This is a genomic window from Nocardia sp. NPDC056000 (assembly GCF_042269265.1).
In the GTDB taxonomy this organism is placed as follows: domain Bacteria; phylum Actinomycetota; class Actinomycetes; order Mycobacteriales; family Mycobacteriaceae; genus Nocardia.
This window is the reverse complement of sequence record NZ_JBHJXS010000009.1, coordinates 1-23,970: the sequence shown is the minus strand read 5'-3', so window position 1 is coordinate 23,970 and position 23,970 is coordinate 1. Positions and strand designations below refer to the sequence as shown.

The following is a 23,970-nucleotide window of genomic DNA, read 5'->3' as shown; positions in this document are numbered from 1 at the left end:
GTCTGCCGACACAGGAGTGGCGATGCCGCAGAAGATTCGAATGATCAGCGAGTTCTCCTTCCCCGCAGCGGTTCTGCACGCGGCACTGGTCAGTGCCGAGTACTGGCAAGCCCGGGTCGAGGAGCTCGACGGCCCGCACGCCGAGCTGTCGATCCACCACGACGATGACGGAACGCTGGTCGCGTCGATCTCCAAACCGGTTGTCACAGAGCGGATTCCCCCGCGACTGCTGCGGTTCTGGCCGTCCGGGCTGCGGCTGGACTACTCCGAACACTGGCCACCGCTGGTGGACGGGGTGGCCCGGGCCGAGATCAGCGGCGGTATCGCCTCGGTCGGCTCCCTCACCGGAATCTGTGAGCTCAGTGACGGCGCGACCGGATGCCTCTCGGAGTATTCGGTCACGGTCGAATCCGGAATTCCCATGGCGGGCAAGCTGATCGCGGGCGCGTTCGCCAAGGGCATCATCGAGGATTCGGGCGCCGTGGACGCCTTCACCGAACGCTGGCTCCGTATGCGGCAGGAGCGGGTGTGAGCACCGAAGACGCGTTCGCGCGCTGGACCCGGCGCATGCGGCGGGCCGAACCCGGCGGGACGGCACTGGTGTGCTTTCCGCCGGGAGGCGGCGCGGCCGGGGGATACCGGGCCCTCGCGAACCACATCGGCTCGGGCGTCGGCGTCTACGCCGTTCAATACCCGGGCCGTCGAGATCGTCTCCGCGACAAGCTGATTCCCTGCCTGATCGAACTGGCGGAGGAGGTGACCGCGGCCATCGAGCCGCTGTTCGGCGGCGAGCTGGCGCTGTTCGGGCACAGCATGGGGGCGACCGTCGCCTTCGAGACCGCACGACGTCTCGAGGCACGGGGGCAGAAGGTGACCGCACTGTTCGTATCGGGCCGCACGGCACCGTCCGAGCCGGTATCGGACCGGCTCGCCGATACCGGCGACGCCGCGCTGATCGCCGAAATGGAGCGTCTGGCAAACGATCCGGCGTCCGTGGCGGTCCTGCGCACGGATCCCGCACTCGCGGCGGCGGTACTCCCGGCGGTGCGCAATGACTACCTCGCCATAGAAAAGTACGGGTACGCACCCGGAGAACCTCTGCGCTGCCCGATAGTCGCCCTGACCGGCGAACTGGACCCGGTGGTGACACCCGCCCAGGTCGAGCGCTGGAGCACCCACACCACGGGCTGGTTCGAAATGCACACCTTCCCCGGTTCGCATTTCTACCTTGACGCCCAGCCCGCCGCGATCGCCCAGGTGATCAACAGCTGTATCTGATCCGAGCGCGCTTGCCGCTGTATTTCGGCAGCGGCAGGACAGCCCGCGAGAGGAGCAGCGGTGACCCGCACTCGGTTATCGGCCGAGGAACGCCGTCGGCAGATCACCGTCGAGGCGATCGAGGAATTCGCAGCGAAGGGATTCGCGGCGACGACGACCGACGCCATCGCACGTCGCGCCGGTGTCAGCCAACCCTATGTATTCCGGCTGTTTCCTTCCAAGACAGCGTTATTCATCGCGGCGTCGCAGAATGTATTCGAACAAATGGGAGCGCAGCTCGAAATTATCGGTCGCGAGTCGGCGACCACCGCGGGATCGCCCTGCGTCACGGCCTGCCGTGCCGCGCTGGCGGACGGGGTGAACTCGCTGTTCCTGGTACAGCTCTACAGCGTGGCCTGCATCGACGCTGAGGTTCGAGCGGTAGCGGCACAGGGGTTTTCGCAATTGTGCGCGCATTTGCTGGCATTGCTGGAAAACGATATCGCGCTGGTGCGCACCCTGGTCGCCCACGCGCTGATGTCGCGTATTCATATCACTTTCGAGGTATGCGACTACCCCCAAAGGGGACTCCAGCTCGCGCGCGAGCCCACATAGCCTGAGACATAAGTTATTTCGGACAATGAAGGTTGGATATGACTGAGGACGATGGCTCGGCCGGTGCACGGCAACGCCTGATCACGCGTCGCATCGCCGGAATTCTCTTGCTCGTTATGCCGTCGGTGGAATTCGGCGGATACTTTTTGACACTGGTCGACACCGGCAAGGTGCCCCAGACCGCCTTTCAGCAGAGCTTCGATCGCGCCGGGCACGCACACGCCGGTGTGCTGTTGATTCTGTCCTTGGTCACGCTGCTTTTCACCGAGTCGATGCGGCTGTCCGGCTGGTACGGCATGGCCACCCGAGTGGCGATTCCCGTTGCGGCCGTGCTGGTCTCGTCCGGATTCTTTCTCTCGGCGCTCGGCCAGGGACGGACGCAGCCGAACGCGTTCGTCACGGTGCTGTGGCTCGGTGTGGTCGTACTGGCCGCCGGGTTGATCAACCTCGGCGTGAACCTGTTGCGCCGCTAGCTTTCTCGATTTCCCGTTCCGAAGTTTTCCGGTTGGAGTCCTGCCATGTTCACGCGTATCGCGATCGTCAATCGTGGGGAGGCGGCTCGCCGCCTGATTCACGCTGTCCGGGAATTCAATTCCGAACATCGTGATCGTGCGCCGCTACGGACGATCGCGCTCTACACCGAGGGTGAACGGCACGCGGGATTCGTGCGAGCCGCCGACGAATCGTATGACCTGGGACCGGCTGCGGCGCGGCCGTACCTGGATCTGGCGGTGCTGGAACGGGCACTGGTCGAGACCGGCGCCGACGCGGCGTGGGCCGGTTGGGGTTTCGTGGCCGAGGATCCGGCGTTCGTGGAGCTGTGCGATCGGCTCGGGGTGCGGTTCCTGGGTCCGAGTGCGGCCGCCATGCGGTCCCTGGGCGACAAGATCGGCGCGAAACTGCTGGCCGAGGACGTCGGCGTGCCCGTCGCGCCGTGGAGCCGAGGCCCGGTGGAATCGCTCGAGGCTGCGTTGGCGGCTGCTGCCGATATCGGGTATCCCCTGATGCTCAAGGCAACCGCCGGTGGCGGCGGACGTGGCATCCGGATCGTGGCCTCACCCGAGGAACTGCGCGAGGCGTACACCCGCACCAGCGCCGAAGCCGAGCGGGCCTTCGGCAGCGGGGTGGTGTTCCTGGAACGGCTGGTCGAGGGCGCGCGGCATATCGAAGTACAGATCATCGCGGACGCTCACGGCACCGCCTGGGCGCTCGGGGTGCGCGACTGCACCGTACAGCGGCGCAATCAGAAGATCATCGAGGAATCCGCGTCGCCGCTGCTGAGCGCGGAACAGATTGCCACGGTGAAGGATTCGGCCGAGCGACTGGCCCTGACCGTCGGCTATCACGGCGCTGCCACGGTGGAATTCCTCTACCAGCCCCAGGAACGGCTGTTCGCCTTCCTCGAGGTCAATACCCGGCTCCAGGTCGAACACCCGATCACCGAGCTGACGACCGGCTTCGATCTGGTCAAAGCCCAGATCGAGGTCGCGGCCGGGCTGCCGTTGCGCGGTGAGCGACCGGCCGAGCGCGGGCACGCCATCGAGGCCCGGCTCAATGCCGAGGACGCCGATCGCGATTTCGCCCCCGCGCCCGGGCGCATCGAACTGCTGCGCTGGCCGTCGGGCCCCGGCATCCGCATCGACACCGGCGTGGTCGAAGGTGATGAGATTCCACCGGATTTCGATTCGATGATCGCGAAGATCATCGCCTACGGCCGCGACCGGAACGAGGCGCTCGCCCGCCTGCGCCGCGCGATCACCGAGACCACCGTGGTGATCGAGGGCGGAGCGACCAATAAGAGTCTGCTGCTGTCGCTACTGGACGCGCCCGCGGTCGTGGAGGCCACCGCCGACACCCGATGGGTCGATCGCGCACATGCGGCCGGTGATCTCTCGCCCGTGCAGCAGCCTGGTATCGCACTCGCGATCACCGCCATCGCCGGGTATGAGCGCGATGAACAGGCGCGACGCACCCGACTGTGGGAAACCGGTCGCGGCGGCCGACCGCAGGTATTGGATGAGGGGATTCCTGCTCTCGAGGTCGAACTGGCCGGTCGCGGCTATCGGGTGTCCGCGTCCCGTCTTGCGGCCGACCGATACTGGATCACCGTCGGCGACAACGGTTTTCTCGCCGAGCTCGACCGTCGTGACCGCTACTCGTGCGGTCTGCGGGTCGGCGACCGCGATTATCGGATCGTCACCGCGGTGCACGGCACCGTGCGCATGGTCGAAGTGGACGGTATCGCTCATCGGGTGAGCCATGACGAGGGCGGCGCGGTGCGCGCGCCCGCACCAGCGCTGGTGGTCGCCACCCCCGTATCGGCGGGTGACGAAATCGCCTCGGGAGCGCCGGTATTGGTGCTGGAGAGCATGAAGATGGAGACCGTGCTCCCGGCCCCGTTCGACGCACGGGTGCGCAGGCTGCTGGTCTCGGTCGGCAGTCAGGTGACGACCGGCACGCTGCTGGCTCAGCTGGAGCCGGTGGGGGAGGGCTCGGCGCAGGTGTCGACCGAACCCGTCGATCTGCTGCTGCCGCCGTGCGTCCACGACGGGTCCGGGATGCGGGACGCACGCACCGCGCTGAGCGAGTTGGCCGGTGAGATAGCGGGTTTCGACCGCAGTGACGAACAGGATTCGGCGCTGGAGCGATACCTGCGCGAACGCAATCGGCTCGTGGCCGAGCAGGGCGCACCGCTTGCCGCGGAAGCCGGGCTGATCGATGCGTTCTGCGATCTGGCCGAATTGTTCGACCCGGCACCGGAAGCGGATTCGCACCGCAGCCACCGTGAACAACTGCATACCTACCTGCACAGCCTCGATCCTTGTGCCGGAGGGCTTTCGGCCGGATTCCAGGCCGCGCTGACTACGATCCTGCGACGTTACGGTGTCGACGGTACCGACCGCACGCCCGATCTGGAAGCAGCCGTCTATCGAATCATCATGGCAGGCAGACGATTCGACGACAGCGCCCTCATCATCCAAGAGCTGCTCAAGGTATGGCTCGGTGAGCCGCACCCCGGTGACGACCCCGCCATTCGCGCCGCACTGGCCCGGCTGACCCGCGTCGGCGCGGTACGCACACCGATCCTGGCGGAGCTGGCCCGCAGTGCCGAGTTCCGCTGGTATCTGCACCCTGAGGCGCAAGAGGCCCAGGCCGCCGCCGTGTCTGGCGTCGCCGACGAATTGCGCGCGCTCGCGGGAACACCCGAGTCGCCCGAACGCACGCGGCGAATCACCGCGATCGCCGATATCGCCGAATCGCTGGACCACATTGTCATTTCGCGATTGCGGCAGGACGGTGTCGGTCCCGCCGAACCGATCCTCGAGGTGCTGTGCCGTCGCCGCTACGGTGAGCAGCACCTGGGTGCGGTGCGCGCGGAAACCGTTGCGGGACGGGCCTTCGCGGTCTGCGACTATCTGCTCGAGCTGCGGCCGGACCATGCGGTGCCGACCACCTGCGTTGCCGCCCTGGGCCGGATGAGTGATCTCCGGGAAGGCCCGACGGGCGCGCTCGCGACCGCATTGCGCGGCCTGCTCGACCGAGCGCCCGAGGATCACGTGCACGTGGTCGATCTGCTGCTGTCCTGGCCGTACGCCCCCGCTTCGATCGAGGAACGCGCGAGCGGCCTGCTCGAGGTGCTGCGCGATGCCGGACTCGCGGCACACGCGCGCCGCATCACCGTCGCGCTCGCTCCGTCGGAGGGGAACTCGCTGGAGCACTTCACCTTCCGGACGCGATCCGGAGAACTGGTGGAGGACACCGTGATTCGCGGTGTGCACCCGCTGGTCGGGCGGCACCTGCACCTGTGGCGATTGCGCGAATTCGAACTCGAGCGCAAGCCCGCGCCGGCGGACATGCTGGTGTATCACGCGGTGGCCAAGGACAACCCGCACGATCAGCGCCTCGTCGCGCTCGCCCAGGTCCGGCGCTTCGAACCGATCCGGGACGGTGCGGGCGCGATCCTGACCGTGCGTGGCGCGGAAACGGTGCTCAATGCCTGCGCGGAGGTGGTGGCGCAAACCCGGCGCGAAATCGACCCAGTCGGAACGCGACTCGAACTCAATCACGTCTGGCTCGATATCCGCCCGGTGATCGATATCGATACCACCGCGCTGGCGGATTGGCTGCACGCGACCGCACCGCAGATCGTGCGGGCCGGTATCCAGGAAGTCGTCGTGCACGGGCGGATTCGCCGCCCCGACGGCTCGTACGAATTCCAGGTCACCCGCTTCCGCTACGACCTGACCGGCGGCACCGAGGTCACCATGGACGCGCCGCCATCGGAACCGCTCGCACCGCTCGACGACTACGACCAGAAGGTGCTGCGGGTGCGCCGTCGCGGTGCGGTGTACCCGTACGAGCTGATCGACCTGGTACGCGGATCCGGCGGCGGATTCACCGAACTCGATCTGGACCCGGAGGGTTCCGGCCTGAAGGAGGTGGATCGGCCACGCGGCCGCAACACCGCGGGCGTGGTCGCAGGTGTGGTCAGCACCCCCACCGCACTGCATCCCGAGGGCGTGCGTCGCATCGTCCTGCTCGGGGACCCCTATCGCGAACTCGGCGCGCTCGGCGAACCCGAATGCGCCCGCATCGAGGCCGCGCTCGATCGCGCACAACGCGACGGCGTTCCGCTGGAGTGGTATTCGCTCTCCTCTGGTGCCCGTATCTCGATGGAGTCCGGCACCGAGAACATGGACTGGGTGGCGCGGGTGCTGCGCGCAATCGTGCGGTTCACCCAGAACGGTGGCGAGATCAATATCGTCGTTGCCGGAATCAATGTCGGCGCGCAGCCGTACTGGAACGCCGAAGCCACCATGCTCATGCACACCCGGGGCATCCTGATCATGACCCCCGCCAGTGCGATGGTGCTGACCGGTAAGCAGTCCCTGGACTTCTCCGGAGGGGTGTCGGCCGAAGACAATTTCGGCATCGGCGGCTATGCCCGCGTCATGGGCCCCAACGGCCAGGCCCAATACTTCGCCCCGAATCTGCTTGCCGCGCACGAGATCCTGATCGGGCACTACGAACACACCTACGTCGCTGCCGAAGAGTCCGGCCCGCGCCGGGCCGAGACCACCGATCCGGTGCACCGTGACGTCACCGTCTTCCCGCACAGTCATCCCGACAGCGACTTCACCACGGTCGGCGAGATCTTCGCCGCCGCAACCAATCCTGATCGCAAGAAGCCGTTCTCGATCCGCGCGGTACTGCGCGCGGTATCGGACCAGGACCATCTGCTCACCGAGCGCTGGGCCGATATGGCCGAAGCCGAAACCGCGGTGGTAGCCGACGGACGCATCGACGGACGGTCGGTATGCCTGATCGGCATCGAATCCGCCGTCGTCGCCCGCCACGGCTTCCCACCCGCCGACGGACCGGAATCCTTCACCGCCGGAACGCTTTTCCCCATGTCTTCGAAGAAGGTAGCCCGCGCGATCAACGCCGCCAGCGGCAATCGCGCCGTCGTGGTGCTGGCGAACCTCTCCGGTTTCGACGGCTCCCCGGAGTCGATGCGCCGCCTGCAACTGGAGTACGGCGCCGAAATCGGCCGCGCCATGGTGAATTTCGAGGGCCGGATCGTATTCTGCGTCATCTCGCGCTACCACGGCGGCGCGTTCGTAGTCTTCTCGAAGGCCCTCAACCCCGAGATGACCGTACTGGCGGTCGAAGGCTCCTTTGCCTCGGTCATCGGCGGAGCCCCCGCCGCCGCAGTGGTCTTCGCTCGCACCGTCGATGCCCGCACCGCCCAGGACCCCCGAATCCGCGATCTCGAACAGCACATCGCCAGCACCGACGACCCGGGCAAGCGCGCCGAACTGCTCACCGAACTTGCCGAATCGCGCACCTCGGTTCGCGCGGAACAACTGTCCGCACTGGCCGCGGAATTCGATGGGGTGCACAGCATTCAACGCGCCGTACAGGTCGGTTCCGTCGACGCGGTCATTTCCGCCGCCGAATTGCGCCCCCGTATCGCCGCCGAAATTACGCGGGTGTAATAGCCGTCACGTATTGCACGGGGACAAATGTCCCTACCGGGTTCCTGTCCGCAGTCTTAGCGTTTCCTTGTCAAGCACTGAATGTTTCAGCGAATTCGAAGCAGTAGGGGTTGAAAGGGGAATCACGTGATCAAGGTCAAGTATGCGGCGGTAGCGGCGCTGGTGGCGGTGGCATCGGTGGTGTCGGCCGGAACGGCGAACGCGGCGACGGGATCGGCCGGTGACGTGATTCACTACAACGCCTCGGCCACCGATCGTTCGGCAACCATCTCCACCGATATCGGTTCCATGGATATCGCCGACGGTGTCTTCGAAATCAAGGCTCCCAATGGCGCCGTGGTCGCCGGAACCCAACTATCGTTCCGCGTGGACGATTTCGTCTTCCCCATTGCCGCGACCATTCGCGACAATTCGGCAACCCTCACTCCACTATTCGATCTACAGCACGCGAGCTATCAGCCCGTCGCCCTGCCCTATCAGGAGGGCGCACCGTGGAAGACTCCCTACGATCGGGAGCAGGCCGCGTGGAATCGCATGAAGGACACCATCGCCCTAGGCGCGACCATCGGCACCCTGGTCGGCGGAATCGGCGGCGCCGCAGTCGGATGCGCACTCGGTGGCATCGCGGTCGGCGCGGGCGCCAGCATCGCCACCGGCATCATCGGCGGCCTGTTCTTCTTCCTCCCGGGCGCGGTCGTCGGCTGCCTGGCCGGTGCCGCCGCCATGGGCGCACTGGGCGCCGTCGCGGGCATGATCCTGGTAACCGCACCGGTGGCCATAGCCGCAGCGGTGCAGTACTTCACCACGATCAACGAACCATTCACCCCGGCGCCTGCGAAATAGCGTTCTGTCTGCTCTGCCCCTTCGGCCGCACAGCCGAAGGGGCTTTTCGATACCCGCCCAGCGGTTTTCAGCGCTTGGCGCAGGTGAACTGCACGACGTCGATCAGGCCGGAGCGGAAACGATCGGCGCATCCGGTGAGGTAGCGCATGTAGGTGTCGTAGTTCGCCTGCCCGCACATGTCGACCGCCTCGTCGCGGTGATCCTGCAGGGCTTCCGCCCAATGATCCAGTGTGCGTGCGTAATGCGGTTGCAGCGCGTGCATGCGCTCGACGTCGAAGCCGCCTTCCTCGGCGTATTCCTTCACGCCCTTGAACGCGGCGCTGGCAGGGAAGGGCAGGCAGCCATTCGGGAAGATTTCCTTGCGGATGAACTTCAGAAACTCGACATCGTCACGGGTGTAAGAGATTCCGCGGTCGTGGAGATAACCCTGGGTATTCATGACTATGGTGTGCAACAACATTCGGCCGTCGGCTGGCATAGCGGCGTGGGCGAAATCGAAAAAGTCCGGGTACCGTTCCTTTCGGAAATGTTCGAACGCGCCGATGCTGACAATTCGATCGACCTGTCCGTCGAATTCTTCCCAGCCTTGTAATCGCACCTCGGCGTGCCTGCCGCCGCCCGGGCGGCGGTCGAGCTGGGACTGGACGTAGTCGTGCTGGTTGCGGCTCAGCGTCAGGCCGATGACGTTGACGTCGTAGGCGTCCAGGGCGCGCAGCATGGTCGCGCCCCAGCCGCAGCCCACGTCGAGCAGGGTCATGCCCGGGCGCAGATCGCACTTGCCCAGTGCGAGATCGACTTTCGCGCGCTGGGCCTGTTCGAGGGTGTAATCGTCCTGCTCGAAGTAGGCGCAACTGTAGGTGCGGGTCGGGTCGAGAAACAGTGCGAAGAACTCGTCGGACAGGTCGTAATGGGCCTGAATATCGTCGAAAAACGGCGTGTGACGGCTCACGGGTGAATTGCCTCCGGATCGTAGGACAAACGGCGAGTCATTCAATTACCTACGAGTCGGTTTGTCAGATGAAAACGCTTGGTCAATTGATGTGATCTGTATCACGTTTGATTATTCGGAAATGCGATCCGCCCGGTCGAGCAGATAACGCTGTTCCGGCAGGCTCGTCGTGCGCCGGGCGGCGAGCAGATATGCCTCTCGCGCGGCGGAGTTGTCTTCAGCCAACTCCAGTAGGTGGGCGCGCACGGCGTGCAGGCGATGATGACCGGCCATGCGTGGGTCGGCGTCCAACTCGGCCAGCAACTCCAGCGCCGCGCGCGGTCCGTCGGTCATCGCCACGGCTACCGCGTGATTGAGGGTCACCATCGGATTCGGCGCGATTCGGCCCAGGATCCGGTAGAGCGTACGGATCTGCTGCCAGTCCGTATCCTCGGCCCGGGCCGCTTGCACATGCAGTGCCGCGATTGCCGCCTGGAGTTGATACGGCCCGAGCGGCGAGCGTCCCATGGCATCGCTCACCAGGGCCGCGCCCTCCTCGATTCGCGCTGCGTCCCAACGGGTTCGGTCCTGTTCGGCGAGCGGGACCAAACCTCCGCCGGCATCCACCCGAGCCGAACGCCGGGCGTCGGTCAGCAACATCAGCGCGAGCAGGCCCGCTACCTCACCATCGTCGGGGAGCGCGCGATGCAGCGAGCGGGTGAGCCTGATTGCCTCCGAGGCGAGTTCATCGCGTCGCAGCTCCGGTCCGGAACTGGCGGTGTAGCCCTCGTTGAAGATCAGGTACAGCACATGCAACACCGCACCCAGCCGCTCGGTGTACTCCTCGCCGGTGGGCATTTCGAACCGTGAGCCCGCCGCCCGAATCCGCTGTTTGGCCCGGCTGATTCGCGGTCCCATCGTGGCCTCGGGAACCAGAAACGCACGCGCCACCTCCGCCGTGCCGAGTCCGCCCACCGCGCGCAGGGTGAGCGCGATGCGGGATGACTCGGTCAGCGCCGGATGACAGCACAGAAACAGCAGGGTGAGCGTGTCATCGTGGTTGCCCGATCCCGAATCATCAGGTGCGGCAGCGAGATACGCCCCCGGACCATCTCGAACGGCGGCGGCCTCCTCGCGGCGACGCCGCGCCTCCTCACTGCGAATATGGTCCACCACCCGGCGCGAGGCGACCGTGACCAGCCAGGCGCGCGGATCATCGGGCATCCCGTCCACCGGCCACTGCCGCACCGCCGCGAGCAGCGCTTCCTGAACCGCGTCCTCGCAGGTATCGAACGCCTCGTAGCGCCGCAGCAGTGCCCCGAGAACCTGAGGTGCCAACTCGCGCAACCGGTTTCCCAGGTTCTCGGGGTCCACGCTCACATCTCCCAACCGGCGGGTGTCATGAGCGGCCGGATCTCCACCGCGTCGAATTGCGTTGCGGGATAACGCGCGGCCAATTCCACCGCCCGTGCGAGGTCCTCACAATCGAGCACGTAATAGCTACTCGCCCGGGCCCCCGTTTCGAGGTACGGCCCCTCGGTGAGCAACGGCTCCCCATTCCTGACCCGCACCACCGTGTACGTCGACGGGTCGGCGAACACATGCCCGTCGACCAATTCCCCGGACCGCCGCACAGTGTCCGCGAAATCCGCCGCCTGGGTCGAATGAGCCCGCGCCGCTTGCGAATCCGCAGCGTCGACATACACGTTCAGCAGGAACTTCACGGCGTATCCAGATCACCACGATCGCTGGCGAACACCACTCGGCGCACCTCGATCCCGAGACCTTCGACCTTGGCATCGGGAATCATCCCCGCCAACTCCAGCGCGCGTTCCCGGCTCTCACACTCGACCAGGTAGTAACCGCCCAGGTACTCCTTGGCCTCGAGGTACGGTCCGTCCGTCACCGTCCGCGCACCGTTCCGGACACTGACCACCACGCTCTCGGAGACATCGGCCAGTGCCGCCGTGCCGATCATCTCCCCGGATTCGCGGATCGTATCCATGAACGCCCCGTGCCCGCTCATCACCTCATTGCGCTCCTCATCGGTGAGCGCGTCCCAGATCAACGGGTTCGAATGCATGATCAGCATGAATTTCACGATGTTTCCTCCTGGCCGATGCGATGCCCCGATGGCGCCGCTCACCCATGAGTCGGAGCAGCCCACTCGATCTTGACATCCCACCCGGGCACAATCGCCGCAAATTTCGCGAGTCCGCTCCGACCACAGGGTGAGCGTGCCGAACCCGGCACCCACGGACGAACCGGAGACACCATGACCATCCCTCGCATCGGCATCGGCCTGCCCAGCTTCGGCCCGCACAGCGGACCCGAGGCGATCACCCTGATAGCCCAGGCCGCCGAGCGGTTCGGCTATCACGCCATCTCGGTCAATGAGCGACTCCTGCTCCCAGTCGCACCGACCACGAACCTCAAAGACGGTCTGCCGGAGTCCTACGTCTGGGATCCCCTGGAAGTCCTGACCTGGGCCGCCGCCCACACCAACCGAATTCGCCTGACCTCGGGGGTGGTGAACTCACTCTTCCAACCCCCGATCGTGCTCGCCCGCCGCCTCGCCACCCTCGACCGTCTATCCCGCGGTCGCCTCGAAGCCGGTATCGGTCAGGGCGGCGGCGGAGCGGAGGACGCCTCCTGGATGATCCCCGAAGAATTCATCGCAGCGGGCATCCCGCGCACCCACCGCGGCGCGGGATTCATCGAACACGTCGCCGTCATGCGCGCCTGCTGGGGACCGGACCCCGTGGAATTCAACGGCACCCGCTACCGAATCCCGCGCTCCACCGTCGGCCCGAAACCCTGGGGCGACTCGATCCCCCTCTACTTCGGCGCAATGGTCCGCTCGACCATCGAACGAGCCGCCACCGTGGCCGACGGCTTCATCACCGTCGCCCTGGACTGGACCGAAACCCCCACCAGAATCGCCTGGTACCGAGACGCGGGCGGCCCCGGCCCCGTCATCCTCAACACCCTCCAGACCTACCCCGGCGGCGAACCCGCCACCCCCACCGTCTTCACCGACACCATCTGCGCCGACCTCGACCGGGCACAGCAGGCGGGTGCCGATGAAATGCACCTGACCCTCAACCTGGCCTCGGTCCACCCCGAACGCCAAGTGGAACTGCTTGGCGCACTTGCCGACACACTCGGTCTGGAGGCGCAACGCGTCGCGCCGAGCTAACCGGCATGGGCCGCGTCTTCCTCAGAGGTCGTACAGCGGGCACGACGAACTCACAGGGTGGAACCACGCCAGGACAGATTCAGCTGGTTCGTGCCTATCGCAGGGCGAAACGCGCACAGTGCTGGGCCGCAAGCGGTTTCGAAGGCGGCCGCCCGGGACGGTGGCTGCCAGGATTGGTCACCGTCGAATGACGAGTACCAGATTTCCGGTCCGCTGGCGGATTTCCAGGCCAGATGCAGGCGGCCGTCATGGGCGGCGAGTGCGGGTGCGAGATCGGAGAAGGCGTCCGGGGGATTGGCTCGTGATGTCCACGAGACGCCATTGGTGGTGCTCCACAGGCGAATCCACTTGTCATCGTCGAGCATTGCCTTGGGTCCGCGATGCGCGAGGTAGAGGGTATCGCCCAGCACAGCGAGCGCGGGGCTCTCCACCGACGCCATCCCCGCCAGCATCATCGGTGCGCTCCAACCGGTTTCGTTGTGAACGGCGGAGTAGAGATTCTGGTTCGAGGTGATCAGATGTTCACTGCCGCGCCAAAAAGCTTGCAGGACACCGCGAAATACGATCAGGTTCGGGCCGCGCGAGGTCTCCGCGCCACCGAGGATCTGCTGGTCCTCCCATTTGTGACCGTCGGCAGAGGTGGACCAGTAGATGCTGTGATCGTGGTGCTGCCCCTTCCATGCCAGGTATAGCGCTTCGGCTCCCGCATCGGGCAGGGCGCAGAGCGCGGGCCGATCGGAGGTGCCGACATAGGGCAGGTTCCACGGTTCGCCCCAGGTCAGGTCGTCGCCGGTTGCGGAGAACCAGATGCTGTCGGTGCTGTCCTGCGCACGCCATGCCATGTGCAGGCGATGTTGGAACACCGCCAGTGCCGGGCCGGTGGGCGAGGTCGCGCCGGGAACAGGCGCTTGATCGGCCCAGGCGCCCGGCTGGGCTGTGCCGGAAGTCCATAGTCGAGTGTCGGGTTGCGGACGAGATAGTGGTGACATCAGAACTCACCGCAGCTTTCTGCGCTGGAGCGGTTGGAGTCGAGCGATGCGACGACGGCATTGTGCGTCCGAGGGCATCAGTCTAGTTGCGGCACCCAGTGATCACCTGAAAATGGCTCGCGCAGAACATATTTCGATAATTTGCGACCGCCTGGTCGGTTCGTCTTCAACCGCGTCCGGGCCAGAACGTGCTGACGGCGTCGAGGGGAGGTTCGCTCACCATGTCGTTCCTCCCTCCGATGGCGCGGGAACTCGGTGCCCCGGGCAGCCACGGTGTCCAGCCCGGATCGCCCTTCCAGAGGAAGGCCCGCCACGCGTCGACCAGCATGGTCTGCGCGGCCAGATGAGCCGGGGTAGCCGCGTCGACCTGGGACAGCTTGTCGAAGATGAACAGCAGGTCCGAGCCGTGGAACGCGCCCATCTGCGGGCCGCACGGTTCGTCCTCCAGCAGGAAGTGGTGGGCGGTCCCGCCCGCCGCGAGCTGGGCTTGGACCAGGTCGATCGCGGGTCTGCGATAGGCGGCGTCGCTCAGGAAAGCGACTCGAAGGCCCGCTGGATCGGCGGAACCGATGCGGGCCTGGTACGCATCTGCCAAAGCGGCTGGGTCGGTGACCCCGATTCGCCGCATTTCCTCATGGAGTTGCGTCAGGGGAACCTCGAAGCTGTCACCGGCGAGGAGGCGGAATATCTGCACTTCGTCGCGGGTGGTGCCGACCAGCAGTGCTACCTCACCGGTGAGCGCGTGCAACGGGTGGACGGGAACCACGGTGCCGTCCACGACGGTGCCCCAGGCCCGCCCACCCGGCAGGTTGCGCTCTCCGATGTCCCCCGATACAACGGTGCTTTGCAGATCCAGAATCGATTGCAGTGGGACGGAACGCAATTGCCGCTGCTCGTCGACGTGTAGCGCGTCGAGCAGGTCGGCCGCCATGGCGGCGGCCACCTGCCGATCGATGATGCGAGAGGCATTGCCGCTGTGCAGAATTGCCTTGCTGAACAAGCCGCGCGCGCTCGGCATACCGAGCAGCGCGCCGATCGAGAACGCCCCCGCGGACTGCCCGGCCACGGTGATGTTGTCCGGATCGCCGCCGAAGCGCTCGATATTGCGCTTCACCCAGCCGAGAGCGCAAACCTGATCCTGCAGTGCGAGATTCGACGAATACCCTTCCAGAAACAGGTGGCCCAGCGCGGCGAGACGGTAGTTGATCGTCACCACGACCGCACCCGTCAGACGGGACAGCGCCGATCCATCGCTGTACGGCGGATTGGCAGACCCGGCCTCGAGACCGCCCCCGAAAATCCACACCACCACCGGGAGCGGTTCGCCGCTCGCTGCCGGAGTCCACACATTCAGATACAGGCAGTCTTCCGACGTCGTGGTGATGGCCGCTGTCGGAAACGTGGGAAACGTCGACCCTCCGTCACCGGCCAGCCCGCCCGTGCCTTGCGCCGGGGCCGGGGGAAACTGCTCCGCCGAACGGACATCGGCCCAGCGCTGAGCTGGTTCAGGCGGCTGGAAGCGAAGCTCGCCCACGGGCGGCATCGCGAACGGAATGCCACGAAAACACCGGCCATTCCCATCCGCGACGCCCCGCACCGCGCCCTCGGCCGTATCGACTACCAATCGGTCTTCCATCGCACCGCCCTGGATCGTGAACCGAATCAAAGGTCAGCATCGTGGCAACGTCGTTCGAGGCACGCGCCATCATCGATCTTGAACGACAGTACCGGGCAATCTCGGCCCTCCGTCGGATCCGTTGCGACTACACCGAGTGGGCGAGGCGGCGTGCGCGGTCGTTGAGGTATCGCTGTTCGGGGATGCTCGCGGTGAGTTGGGCGGCTCGGCGGTAGCTGTCGATGGCGGCGGGTCGGTCGCCGACCATCTCCAGTAGGTGCGCGCGTACCGCGTGAGTTCGGTGATGACGCACTACGGATGGGTTGTCGAGCAGCGGTGCGATCAGGTCCAGGCCCTGCTGTGGACCGAAGGCCATACCGACGGCGACGGAGCGGTTGAGGGTGACGACCCAACTCGGCGCGACGCGATCCAGCATGGCGTAGAGGATGCTGATCTGCCGCCAGTCGGTGTCCTCCCAGGTGGGTGCCTCGGCGTGCACGGCGGCGATCGCGGCCTGCAACTGGAAGCGGCCGATATGGCCGCGGGGCAGGATTCGCTCCAGGATGGCGACGCCTTCGGAGATCAGATCCCGATCCCAGCGGGCTCGGTCCTGTTCGGCCAGCGGAATCAGGTTGCCGCCCTCCGTGCGGGTCGCGGCCCGGGCGTGGGTGAGCAGCATCAGCGCGAGAGCGCCCGCGACTTCATCGTGATCCGGTATCGCACAATGCAATTGACGAGTGAGCCGGATCGCCTCTTCGGTCAGGCCCCGATCCACGAGTGCGCCACCGGCAGAACGGGTGTGGCCCTCGGTGAACAGCAGATGGCATACATCCAGTACGGACGCGATACGCGCGGGCAAGTCCGCGTGCCCCGGGAGCTCGAACGTCGCACCGGCCGATCTCAGCGTCGACCGCGCCCGGCTTAGGCGTTGCGCCATGGTGCGTTCGGGAACCAGGTAGGCGGCGGCGATCTCGCTGGTTCCCAGACCGCCAATCGCGTGCAGGGTCAACGCGACCTGGGACGAGCGGCTCAGACTCGGATGGCAGCACAGTACGAATAGTTGCAGCATGTCGTCGCGGTCGCCCACCGGCTCATGATCCGCCGGACGCGCGAGGGATGAGTCGCGGGACTGCGCGACCGCCATTGCCTCCTCGCGCCCGGCCCGTGCCCGGTCTGCCCGCAATCGGTCGATCAATCGCCGCGATGCCACGGTGATCAGCCAGCCGCGCGGATTGTCGGGCACGCCGTCACGATCCCACTGCACCGCCGCCGCCTCGGCCGCCTCCTGGGCGGCATCCTCGCAGTCCCCGAGATCGCCGTGCCTGCGCAGCAGGGCGGCGAGGACATGCGGCGACTCGCGCCGCCACACGTCCTCCACCACCCGGTCGCTCATTGGTCGTCGCCGCCCGGCCACATCGCGGGCCGCAGTTCGATGGTTTCGCCCGGCCCTGCGAACTGCGCGGCGATTTCCTCTGCGCGAGCCTGGTTTTCGACATCGATCAGGAAGAACCCCGCCAAATGTTCCTTGGCCTCCGAATACGGTCCATCGGTCATCAGCGGCTTTCCATCACCCCACCGGTACAGCCGCGACGACTCGGGCGCGCCCAACGCCTCCCCGGTCAGCAGCTCACCCTTCTCTTGCATCTCGCCGAGCAGGTTCTCGAAATCGGAGGTTATCCGATCCCGCTCCTGCTGAGTCATCGCCTGATACTCGGGCAGGTAATCACCCGTCGGATGTCCCCACGGCTGCGGGTTGGAGTGAATGAGAATCACGTACTTCATCACGGCTCCTTCGCGATCACGGATGCGCCCGAATGACCCATCCTTACCCGAACGTCGGAGCCGATGTCACGCTGTCGACATCGGAGCCCCTCGACGGCGAGAATCTGTTCGGAGTCGAGAGGGAGAGATGTGACGTCGCCTGAAGCAGTGCGGGTGTGGCGCGAAGGCGGACGGCTGGTGCCCACTTCGGTGGGCCAGGTGTTCGTACGGACGGGGTCCGGGACGGGACCGGCGGTGCTGCTGTTGCACGGATATCCGTCGAGTTCGTACGATTTCAGCCGCATCGTCGATGATCTCGGGGGCAGGTCGTGGATAGCCCTGGACTTCCCGGGCTTCGGGCTCTCCGATAAGCCGCGCCCGCATCGATACAGCCTGTTCGAGCACGCCGATATCGTCGAGGAAGTGCTCGCCACCCTCGAGTCCGGACCGGTCGTAGTGCTGGCGCATGACATGGGAACCTCGGTGCTCACCGAGCTGCTCGCCCGCGATATCGAAGGCGCGCTGTTGTTTTCGATGGAGCGCGCCGTGCTCGGCAACGGTAGCGTGATCCTGGAACGGGCTTCGCTGCGGCCGATTCAGCAGATCCTGCGCGGCCCCCTCGGTCCGATCGCGGCCCGGCTGGCCAATCGCCCGGTATTCACTCGCGAGTTCGCGCAACTGTTTTCGGCACAGCATCCGCTGACCGCGCAGGAGGCCGCGGCACAGTGGGCGTTGCTGAGTTCCGCGCGCGGCCACCGCATCGCGCATCTGCTGACCGCGTACCTCGATGAGCGCGTGACCTATGCCGAGCGTTGGCACGGAGCCGTTCGCGATTGGCAGGGGACGCTCGGATTCCTGTGGGCCACAGGTGATCCGGTGGCGACCACGGCGGTCCTGGACGGACTGCGTGCGCTACGGCCCGGCGGCGCGGTCATCGAGCTTCCGGGCCTCGGGCACTATCCGCAGATCGAGGATCCCGCCGCATACGCGGCCGGTGCCCGGCGACTGCTGGGAATCGACCCCGAATGAGTTGCGCTGAAACCGAACTCGCGGAACCGGTCGGCCGGAAACGACAGCAGCCCCGCACCGTTGGGTGCGAGGCTGCTGACAAGTCTGAACGAATCAGATAGCGCGGACGTCCTGCGCCTGCGGGCCCTTCTGGCCCTGCTCTACCGCGAACTCGACGCGCTGACCCTCTTCGAGGGATTTGTACCCCGAGCCGCTGACGGCCGAGTAATGCACGAAGACGTCAGGGCCGCCTCCGTCTTGGGCGATGAAGCCGAAGCCTTTTTCGCCGTTGAACCATTTAACGCTGCCTTGAGCCATGCTGTTTACAACTTCTTTTCTGTAGTGAGCCGGGCAAATTTCTTGGTAAGACGCCCGTGCTCACCAATGACTATGTCACTGTTCGCGCTGGGGAACCGATCCTGTGACCCAACAGACAGCGGCGCTATCAGCCGGCGACGTGAGCGGTGTTGTCCAGCCAGTGCTGCGCGAGCGTGGTGTCACCGTCGACGGTGATGCCGCTGTCGGTGAGCGGGAGTCGGCGGGTCAAAGTCAACAGCAGCGATCGCGCCGGGCCGCTGATCGTGACGTCGGCGGGATGGGATCCGGGCTGCCAGTTCGCGCCGTCGGGTCGCCGTTCGACGAACCACGCGCCCGCGTCGCCGTCGAGATCGGTTGCGGCCCATTGCAATCGCTGCCCGGTGCCGCGAATGGCGTGAGCGGACTCGGACCGTTGCATTTCCCAGTTGGGGGAGGTGAGCATCGCGAAGTGATTGGTGATGAGCGCGGCCGCGATATCGGCGTCGATATCGACAGTTCGCTTCGCCGCGCCTGCGGCGTCCGCGCCGTGTACGACCGCTTCGTTCAGCAGACTCGCGAGCCAGAATCGAGTCCCGGACCGCTCATCCCCGGCGGGGTTGAACACCGGCGCGTCGAGCGCGTCATCAGAGCAGGCGTTCGCGACCCGCCGCGCGGATTCGGACAGCCATGCCGACCATTCCTGCGGGTTGGTGGGGAGAACAGCCATCTCCCTGGGCAATTGCATGGGATCGGTGATGCGCCGCTCGATGATCTCCGAGACCCAGTGCTGGGTCTGACCGACATGTTCGACCAGATCGGAGACGGTCCACTGCGGGGCAGTCGGCACCACGGCATCGGGTCCGGCCGCGGCGGCCGCTTCCGTGAGGCTCCGGGTGTGCTCGACGATCGCTTGCCTGGCGTGCTCGGCGTTCAACTCGGTCATTCGGACGGTCCTTTCGCGAATTCGGTTGTAGGGGATATGACCGGTTCAGTCGGCAGAACTCATCGGTGCGGGTTTCGGCCCCCGGTAGAACCCCAGGACAACGATCGCACCAGCGCGTCCAGCGTGGCGGGGTAGGCGCTGTCCGAGGGCGCGGCGAATCCCACCACAATGCCCTGCGGACGGTCGGGTTGGATTGGCGTGAGCCACATTTCGGTGAGCCCGGCCAGTTCGAGTCCGTATTCGGCTGCGCGGGACAGGACTTCGTCCTCCGTGAGTCCGGCGGGTTCGAGTCGGATCAGCGCGTGCAGTCCGGCCGCGATACCGCCGAGGGCGAAGCCGGTCAGCGGGCGGCCCGCTCGCGGTTTGAGGCGGTCCGCGAGCAGGTCGCGGCGGCGGCGATAGCGCAGACGAGAGGATCGGATATGGCGGTCGTAGGCGTGTGAGGTGATCATTTCGGCCAGGGTCAGTTGGCCGAGGGTCTCGGAGTGCCGGTCGGCGAGCAGCTTTGCCTCGGTGACCGGGCCGACCAGATGCGGTGGGAGCACCATCCACGCCAGACGCAGGCCCGGGCCGAGAGTTTTGGACGCGGTGCCGAGGTACACCACGTGATCGGGGGCGATGCCCTGAATCGCGCCGACGGGTTGGCGGTCGTAGCGGAATTCGCCGTCGTAATCGTCCTCGATGACCAGGTGTCCGGCGCGTGCCCAGTCGGCCAGTTGCTGGCGGCGCGCGGGGCTCAGGGTTGAGCCGATGGGGAACTGGTGGCTGGGTGTAATGACCGCTGCGCCAACGTTTTCGAACTCGCCGGTGGTGAGCAGATCCACCCGTGCGCCGTCATCGTCGACCGGCAGCGGCCTCACATCGGGCCCCGCCGATCGCACCGTATCGCGGAACGAGGGAATGTACGGGTCCTCCATCGCGATCGTGGATGTGCCCGAATCCAACAGCGCGGTGGCGAGCAATGCCAATGCCTGCTGGACCCCGGTGGTGATGATGATCCGGTCCGGCGTGGACAGCACGCCTCGCGTGCGTCCGAGATACTCGGCGAGCGCGGACCGCAGTTCGATCCGGCCGCGGGGATCGCCGTAGCCGAATGCTTCCGAGGGCGCGCTGTTGAGTGCCTTGCGAGCCGCCTTCAGCCATGCGGCAGTGGGGAAGCGGTTGACGTCGGGAGTACCCGCGCGCAACGTATGCCGCACTGCCGCAATCTGTTTCGTATCCCGTCTGATTTGCGGAGCAGCGGCGTCGCGGGTCGTGACGGTGGCGGCCACACGTGTGCCCGAGCCCTGCCTCGCGATCAGATGCCCCTCGGCGATGAGCTGGTCGTACGCCGAGCTCACCGTTCCACGAGAGAGCCCGAGCTCGGTCGCGAGCGTCCGAGTCGACGGCAGCCGCGCGCCTGCGGCCAACCGGCCGTCTCGGATGGCCTCGCGCAACGCATGCTCCAACCCGACCCGGCGACCTGCGTCCGGTTCGAGGAGAAGGTGTAGATCGACGTCCAAAGTGGACCAATAATCAGGCATTCAATTGGCTCCTTACAGTGATCCATTATCGACCTACCGTTGAAGCATGACAACGACATCGAGCACCTTCGTCCAGCCGACCACCCGCCTCGCGATCGACGAACTCGCCCCGGGAATGGCCAAAGCCCTCAACGGACTCGAGCTCGCCGCCCAGCGAACCACGCTCGAAAAGCCGCTGCGGGAGCTGGTGAAACTGCGCGTCGCCCAGATCAACGGCTGCGTCTACTGTGTCGACATGCACTCGCGGGACGCGATCGCGGGCGGTGATACCTGGCGTCGCGTGAGCCTGGTCGCGGTATGGCGTGAAGCCCCCTTCTTCACCCCGCGCGAGCGTGCCGCGTTCGACCTCGCCGAAGCCATGACCCGCATCGCGGACGGTGAAGTGAACCAACAGATTTGGGACGAGGCCGCAGCCCACTTCGAGGAAAAGGAACTCGCCGAGCTGGTGTGGCATATCGCCATCATCAACACCTGGACCCGCCTGGGCGCGACCGCCCGCCCCTGGACCCTGTCCGGCGACGAAAACGCCTGACCCGCAACCCGATCCGATTATCGAATACGTCAAGGAGTCCGATCATGTCCGAGGTCGTCATCACCTACTGCAAGCCGTGCGGCTATTTGAAGCGCGCCCAGGCCGCCGCCGAAGCGCTCGGCACCGAACTGGGCATCGCCCCGGAGCTCGTCCCGGGCAAGGGCGGCGTCTACCGCGTCACCGTCGACGGTGAGGTCGTGGCCACCAAGTCCCGCCAGGGGTTTCCCGCCCCCGACGCGATCGTCGAGGCCGTTGCCGCCGCGATCGCCTGAAACGCCAACGCGGCCACCACGAATTCGTGGTGGCCGCGCTGGCAGCGTTCGGGACCGGCGTGGATCAGTGCACCGCGCGCCGACCCATGACGAGATTGACCAGGAACAGCAGGATCACCGCGCCACCCAGGCAGGTGAAGAAGCTGAACCACAGCCCGCCACCTTCGACATCGACGCCGAAGAGCTTCAGCAGGAATCCGCCGAGCAAACCACCGACGATGCCGACCACGATGTTGAGCAAAATGCCCTGCTGCGCATCGGTTTTCATGAACTTGCTGGCAATCCACCCGGCGAGACCGCCGATGATGATCCAACCGAGAATACCGAGACCGAGCATGATGAACTCCTAAGGTACTGGTCAACCGGCGGCTGATCTTGTGTCCTCACATCCCGGATGCCCTGAACCGGCGAATCGAAACGCTGTCGACGAACTGGGTGTCAATGATTCGCTGCGGCGAAATTCAAAATATCGATTCTGTACGGCGGTGCGGTGCCGAGTCGATGGAAATTAGCTTGGGTAAGTATGTTTAGCCGCAGGTCAGAGAGCATATTTCGCTGAATTTTTCGAAGGCGCTGACTTCGGTTCGTTTCTCGAGGCATGCTCAGCGGGGTAGTGTACTGAGAATTACCACCTATTTTCGAAGCAGAATTTTCCTTTTTGCCCGGCAAACCTCATTGAGAGGTCGAGATGTCAACTGAATCCGCAGCACAACCGGCAAGCACTCATCGCGCACCGACGGGCGGCGAATCCTACGACGACATCGAACCCCTGCTGCATCGGCTCGCGGACCTGGCTCCGGCCGATCCGGAGCGTGAGCCCCTGCGGCAGAAGATCATCGGCAAATGCCTGCCCCTGGGGCAGCACATCGCGCGCCGGTACACCGGACGCGGCGTGGAGTACGAGGATCTGGCCCAGATCGCCGCGGTCGGAGTAGTCCTCGCGGTGGATCGATTCGACCCCACCAACGGCGCTTCGTTCCTGGGGTTCGCGGTCCCCACGATCATGGGAGAGGTCAAGCGCTACTTCCGTGACAGCACCTGGGCCGTCCGGGTGCCGCGCCGCACCAAGGAACTCCAGCAGCAACTCGGCGTCGCGATCCCGAGCCTGTCGCAGACATTGGGCCGCGAACCCACCGCACGCGAGTTGGCCGAGCATCTGCAGGCCGAACTCACCGAGATCACCCAGGCGCTCATCGCCCGCAACAGCTACACCGCCGCCTCCCTCGACGCCCCGCAAACGGCCGACCGCGACGGCACCTCACTATCTCCGATCAACAGCCTGTGCGAGATCGACCCCGGATACGTGCTGATGGAGGATTCGCTCACCATCGGCCCGCTATTGGCGGAGCTGCCCGACCGCGACCGCGCCGTCCTGATCATGCGGTACGGACAGGAGAAGACCCAGGCCCAGATCGCCAAGGCCATGGGCGTCTCCCAAATGCAGGTCTCGCGCCTGCTGACCCGAATCCTGACCGACCTGCGCGCCCAAGCCCTGCAGGCCGCCTGACTCGACGACTGGCCGATCTCAGCGAGATCGGTCGGTCAGGGCAGCGGTGATGCCATCCACGAAATCGGTCAGATCGTCCGGTTTGCGTGAGGTGATCAGCGGCCAGCCCTTCTCGTCACTTCGCACCACCGCCTCGTCCACCCAGCTGCCACCGGCATTGGTGATATCGGTGCGCACCGACTCGTACGAAGTGAGCGTCTTGCCGGGCAGCACGTCGGCCTCCACCAGCAGCCAAGGCCCATGGCAGATCGCGGCGATCGGTTTGCCTTCGGCGATGAAGGCGCGCACCAGTTCCCGAGCCCGTGCATCCATGCGCAGCTTGTCCGCGTTGACGGTCCCCCCGGGAATGACCAGAAGATCGAAGTCGCCGGTCCCGATACCGTCGAGGCCGATATCGGGCTCGATCGTCTCGGCGGGTTCGAGGTCATGCCGATAGGTATGCACGGGTTCGGCTTTCACGGCCGCGTGCACCACATGCGCCCCGCGTTCGCGCAACCGGTCACGCGGGACCACAAGCTCGTCGTGCTCCACCCCGGTGTTCGAGGTGATGATCGCAATGCGCCGTCCGGCGAGTTCTGCTGGCATGTCTGCCGGTTGCCCGGCAACGCGTATCCCAAACCGGCGTGCGTCGGCGCGTTCGGGTGTGGGCAATACGGCGGGGCCGTGAGCAGCGGTGCTGCTC

At 65.9% G+C, this 23,970-nt stretch carries 24 protein-coding genes; 11 read left to right on the top strand and 13 right to left on the bottom strand.

Annotation, left to right across the window (positions count from 1 at the left end; translation table 11 throughout):
• The first annotated feature begins 22 nt into the window (after nt 1–22).
• From ACFC4D_RS25365 to ACFC4D_RS25340, 6 genes are all read left to right on the top strand, one after another.
• The gene (locus ACFC4D_RS25365) at nt 23–532 is read left to right on the top strand and encodes a DUF2505 domain-containing protein (RefSeq protein ID WP_376067025.1); all 510 of its coding nucleotides are present in this window, start codon (nt 23–25) and stop codon (nt 530–532) included.
• Complete coding sequence (locus tag ACFC4D_RS25360; protein ID WP_376067023.1) at nt 529–1,278, top strand: thioesterase II family protein; 750 nt, start codon at nt 529–531, stop codon at nt 1,276–1,278. The genes ACFC4D_RS25365 and ACFC4D_RS25360 overlap by 4 nt, the downstream gene beginning before the upstream one ends.
• A gap of 60 nt (nt 1,279–1,338) precedes the next feature.
• On the top strand, nt 1,339–1,872 hold the full coding sequence (locus tag ACFC4D_RS25355; RefSeq protein ID WP_376067022.1) for a TetR/AcrR family transcriptional regulator: 534 nt from the start codon (nt 1,339–1,341) through the stop codon (nt 1,870–1,872).
• 38 nt (nt 1,873–1,910) lie between these two features.
• The gene (locus ACFC4D_RS25350; protein WP_375959657.1) at nt 1,911–2,345 is read left to right on the top strand and encodes a hypothetical protein; all 435 of its coding nucleotides are present in this window, start codon (nt 1,911–1,913) and stop codon (nt 2,343–2,345) included.
• A 45-nt stretch (nt 2,346–2,390) separates the two neighbouring features.
• Nucleotides 2,391–7,871, top strand: a complete 5,481-nt coding sequence (locus tag ACFC4D_RS25345) for a carboxyl transferase domain-containing protein (RefSeq protein ID WP_376067019.1) — start codon at nt 2,391–2,393, stop codon at nt 7,869–7,871.
• A 126-nt stretch (nt 7,872–7,997) separates the two neighbouring features.
• Nucleotides 7,998–8,714: a hypothetical protein gene (locus ACFC4D_RS25340; protein ID WP_376067016.1), complete on the top strand. Its 717-nt coding sequence runs from the start codon at nt 7,998–8,000 to the stop codon at nt 8,712–8,714.
• A 67-nt stretch (nt 8,715–8,781) separates the two neighbouring features.
• Here the strand turns inward: ACFC4D_RS25340 and ACFC4D_RS25335 are convergent, their stop codons facing one another.
• From ACFC4D_RS25335 to ACFC4D_RS25320, 4 genes are all read right to left on the bottom strand, one after another.
• Nucleotides 8,782–9,663 (bottom strand): cyclopropane mycolic acid synthase family methyltransferase, encoded by an 882-nt coding sequence (locus tag ACFC4D_RS25335; RefSeq protein ID WP_376067824.1) that lies wholly within the window; start codon nt 9,661–9,663, stop codon nt 8,782–8,784.
• Nucleotides 9,664–9,774: 111 nt separating this feature from the next.
• Complete coding sequence (locus ACFC4D_RS25330) at nt 9,775–11,022, bottom strand: RNA polymerase sigma factor (protein ID WP_376067014.1); 1,248 nt, start codon at nt 11,020–11,022, stop codon at nt 9,775–9,777.
• The gene (locus tag ACFC4D_RS25325; RefSeq protein WP_376067011.1) at nt 11,019–11,366 is read right to left on the bottom strand and encodes a YciI family protein; all 348 of its coding nucleotides are present in this window, start codon (nt 11,364–11,366) and stop codon (nt 11,019–11,021) included. Before ACFC4D_RS25325 ends, ACFC4D_RS25330 begins: the two co-directional genes overlap by 4 nt.
• Nucleotides 11,363–11,734 carry a YciI family protein gene (locus ACFC4D_RS25320; RefSeq protein WP_364648139.1) on the bottom strand — a complete coding sequence of 124 codons (372 nt, stop codon included), beginning with the start codon at nt 11,732–11,734 and terminating at the stop codon, nt 11,363–11,365. The genes ACFC4D_RS25325 and ACFC4D_RS25320 overlap by 4 nt, the downstream gene beginning before the upstream one ends.
• A gap of 183 nt (nt 11,735–11,917) precedes the next feature.
• On the opposite strand from ACFC4D_RS25320, the gene ACFC4D_RS25315 reads away from it, so the two are divergent.
• The gene (locus ACFC4D_RS25315) at nt 11,918–12,841 is read left to right on the top strand and encodes an LLM class flavin-dependent oxidoreductase (RefSeq protein WP_376067008.1); all 924 of its coding nucleotides are present in this window, start codon (nt 11,918–11,920) and stop codon (nt 12,839–12,841) included.
• 50 nt (nt 12,842–12,891) lie between these two features.
• On the opposite strand, the gene ACFC4D_RS25310 is transcribed toward ACFC4D_RS25315, so the two are convergent.
• From ACFC4D_RS25310 to ACFC4D_RS25295, 4 genes are all read right to left on the bottom strand, one after another.
• Nucleotides 12,892–13,830, bottom strand: a complete 939-nt coding sequence (locus ACFC4D_RS25310; RefSeq protein ID WP_376067007.1) for a hypothetical protein — start codon at nt 13,828–13,830, stop codon at nt 12,892–12,894.
• Between the two features lie 166 nt (nt 13,831–13,996).
• Nucleotides 13,997–15,466, bottom strand: coding sequence for a carboxylesterase/lipase family protein (locus tag ACFC4D_RS25305; protein ID WP_376067004.1), 1,470 nt, complete (start codon nt 15,464–15,466; stop codon nt 13,997–13,999).
• A 127-nt stretch (nt 15,467–15,593) separates the two neighbouring features.
• The gene (locus ACFC4D_RS25300; protein WP_376067001.1) at nt 15,594–16,838 is read right to left on the bottom strand and encodes an RNA polymerase sigma factor; all 1,245 of its coding nucleotides are present in this window, start codon (nt 16,836–16,838) and stop codon (nt 15,594–15,596) included.
• Nucleotides 16,835–17,227, bottom strand: coding sequence for a YciI family protein (locus tag ACFC4D_RS25295; RefSeq protein ID WP_376066999.1), 393 nt, complete (start codon nt 17,225–17,227; stop codon nt 16,835–16,837). Before ACFC4D_RS25295 ends, ACFC4D_RS25300 begins: the two co-directional genes overlap by 4 nt.
• A gap of 129 nt (nt 17,228–17,356) precedes the next feature.
• Here ACFC4D_RS25295 and ACFC4D_RS25290 point away from each other — a divergent pair, with 129 nt between their 5' ends.
• On the top strand, nt 17,357–18,235 hold the full coding sequence (locus ACFC4D_RS25290; protein WP_376066998.1) for an alpha/beta fold hydrolase: 879 nt from the start codon (nt 17,357–17,359) through the stop codon (nt 18,233–18,235).
• Nucleotides 18,236–18,328: 93 nt separating this feature from the next.
• Here ACFC4D_RS25290 and ACFC4D_RS25285 read toward each other — a convergent pair whose 3' ends face one another.
• The 3 genes from ACFC4D_RS25285 to ACFC4D_RS25275 all read right to left on the bottom strand — a co-directional run bounded on the left by ACFC4D_RS25285 (nt 18,329) and on the right by ACFC4D_RS25275 (nt 20,977).
• The gene (locus tag ACFC4D_RS25285) at nt 18,329–18,532 is read right to left on the bottom strand and encodes a cold-shock protein (RefSeq protein WP_375959633.1); all 204 of its coding nucleotides are present in this window, start codon (nt 18,530–18,532) and stop codon (nt 18,329–18,331) included.
• Between the two features lie 127 nt (nt 18,533–18,659).
• Nucleotides 18,660–19,454 carry a maleylpyruvate isomerase family mycothiol-dependent enzyme gene (locus ACFC4D_RS25280; protein WP_376066996.1) on the bottom strand — a complete coding sequence of 265 codons (795 nt, stop codon included), beginning with the start codon at nt 19,452–19,454 and terminating at the stop codon, nt 18,660–18,662.
• 59 nt (nt 19,455–19,513) lie between these two features.
• Complete coding sequence (locus ACFC4D_RS25275) at nt 19,514–20,977, bottom strand: PLP-dependent aminotransferase family protein (RefSeq protein ID WP_376066994.1); 1,464 nt, start codon at nt 20,975–20,977, stop codon at nt 19,514–19,516.
• A gap of 46 nt (nt 20,978–21,023) precedes the next feature.
• Between ACFC4D_RS25275 and ACFC4D_RS25270 the strand changes: the two genes are divergently transcribed.
• The gene (locus ACFC4D_RS25270; RefSeq protein WP_376066992.1) at nt 21,024–21,509 is read left to right on the top strand and encodes a carboxymuconolactone decarboxylase family protein; all 486 of its coding nucleotides are present in this window, start codon (nt 21,024–21,026) and stop codon (nt 21,507–21,509) included.
• 44 nt (nt 21,510–21,553) lie between these two features.
• Complete coding sequence (locus ACFC4D_RS25265) at nt 21,554–21,781, top strand: SelT/SelW/SelH family protein (RefSeq protein ID WP_375959625.1); 228 nt, start codon at nt 21,554–21,556, stop codon at nt 21,779–21,781.
• 64 nt (nt 21,782–21,845) lie between these two features.
• On the opposite strand, the gene ACFC4D_RS25260 is transcribed toward ACFC4D_RS25265, so the two are convergent.
• Nucleotides 21,846–22,118 (bottom strand): GlsB/YeaQ/YmgE family stress response membrane protein, encoded by a 273-nt coding sequence (locus ACFC4D_RS25260; RefSeq protein WP_375959623.1) that lies wholly within the window; start codon nt 22,116–22,118, stop codon nt 21,846–21,848.
• 351 nt (nt 22,119–22,469) lie between these two features.
• Here ACFC4D_RS25260 and ACFC4D_RS25255 point away from each other — a divergent pair, with 351 nt between their 5' ends.
• A complete protein-coding gene (locus ACFC4D_RS25255; RefSeq protein ID WP_376066990.1) occupies nt 22,470–23,288 on the top strand; it encodes a SigB/SigF/SigG family RNA polymerase sigma factor in 819 nt (272 codons plus the stop codon).
• Nucleotides 23,289–23,306: 18 nt separating this feature from the next.
• Here the strand turns inward: ACFC4D_RS25255 and ACFC4D_RS25250 are convergent.
• A partial coding sequence (locus tag ACFC4D_RS25250; protein WP_376066989.1) for a type 1 glutamine amidotransferase domain-containing protein occupies nt 23,307–23,970 on the bottom strand: 664 nt, incomplete at its 5' end.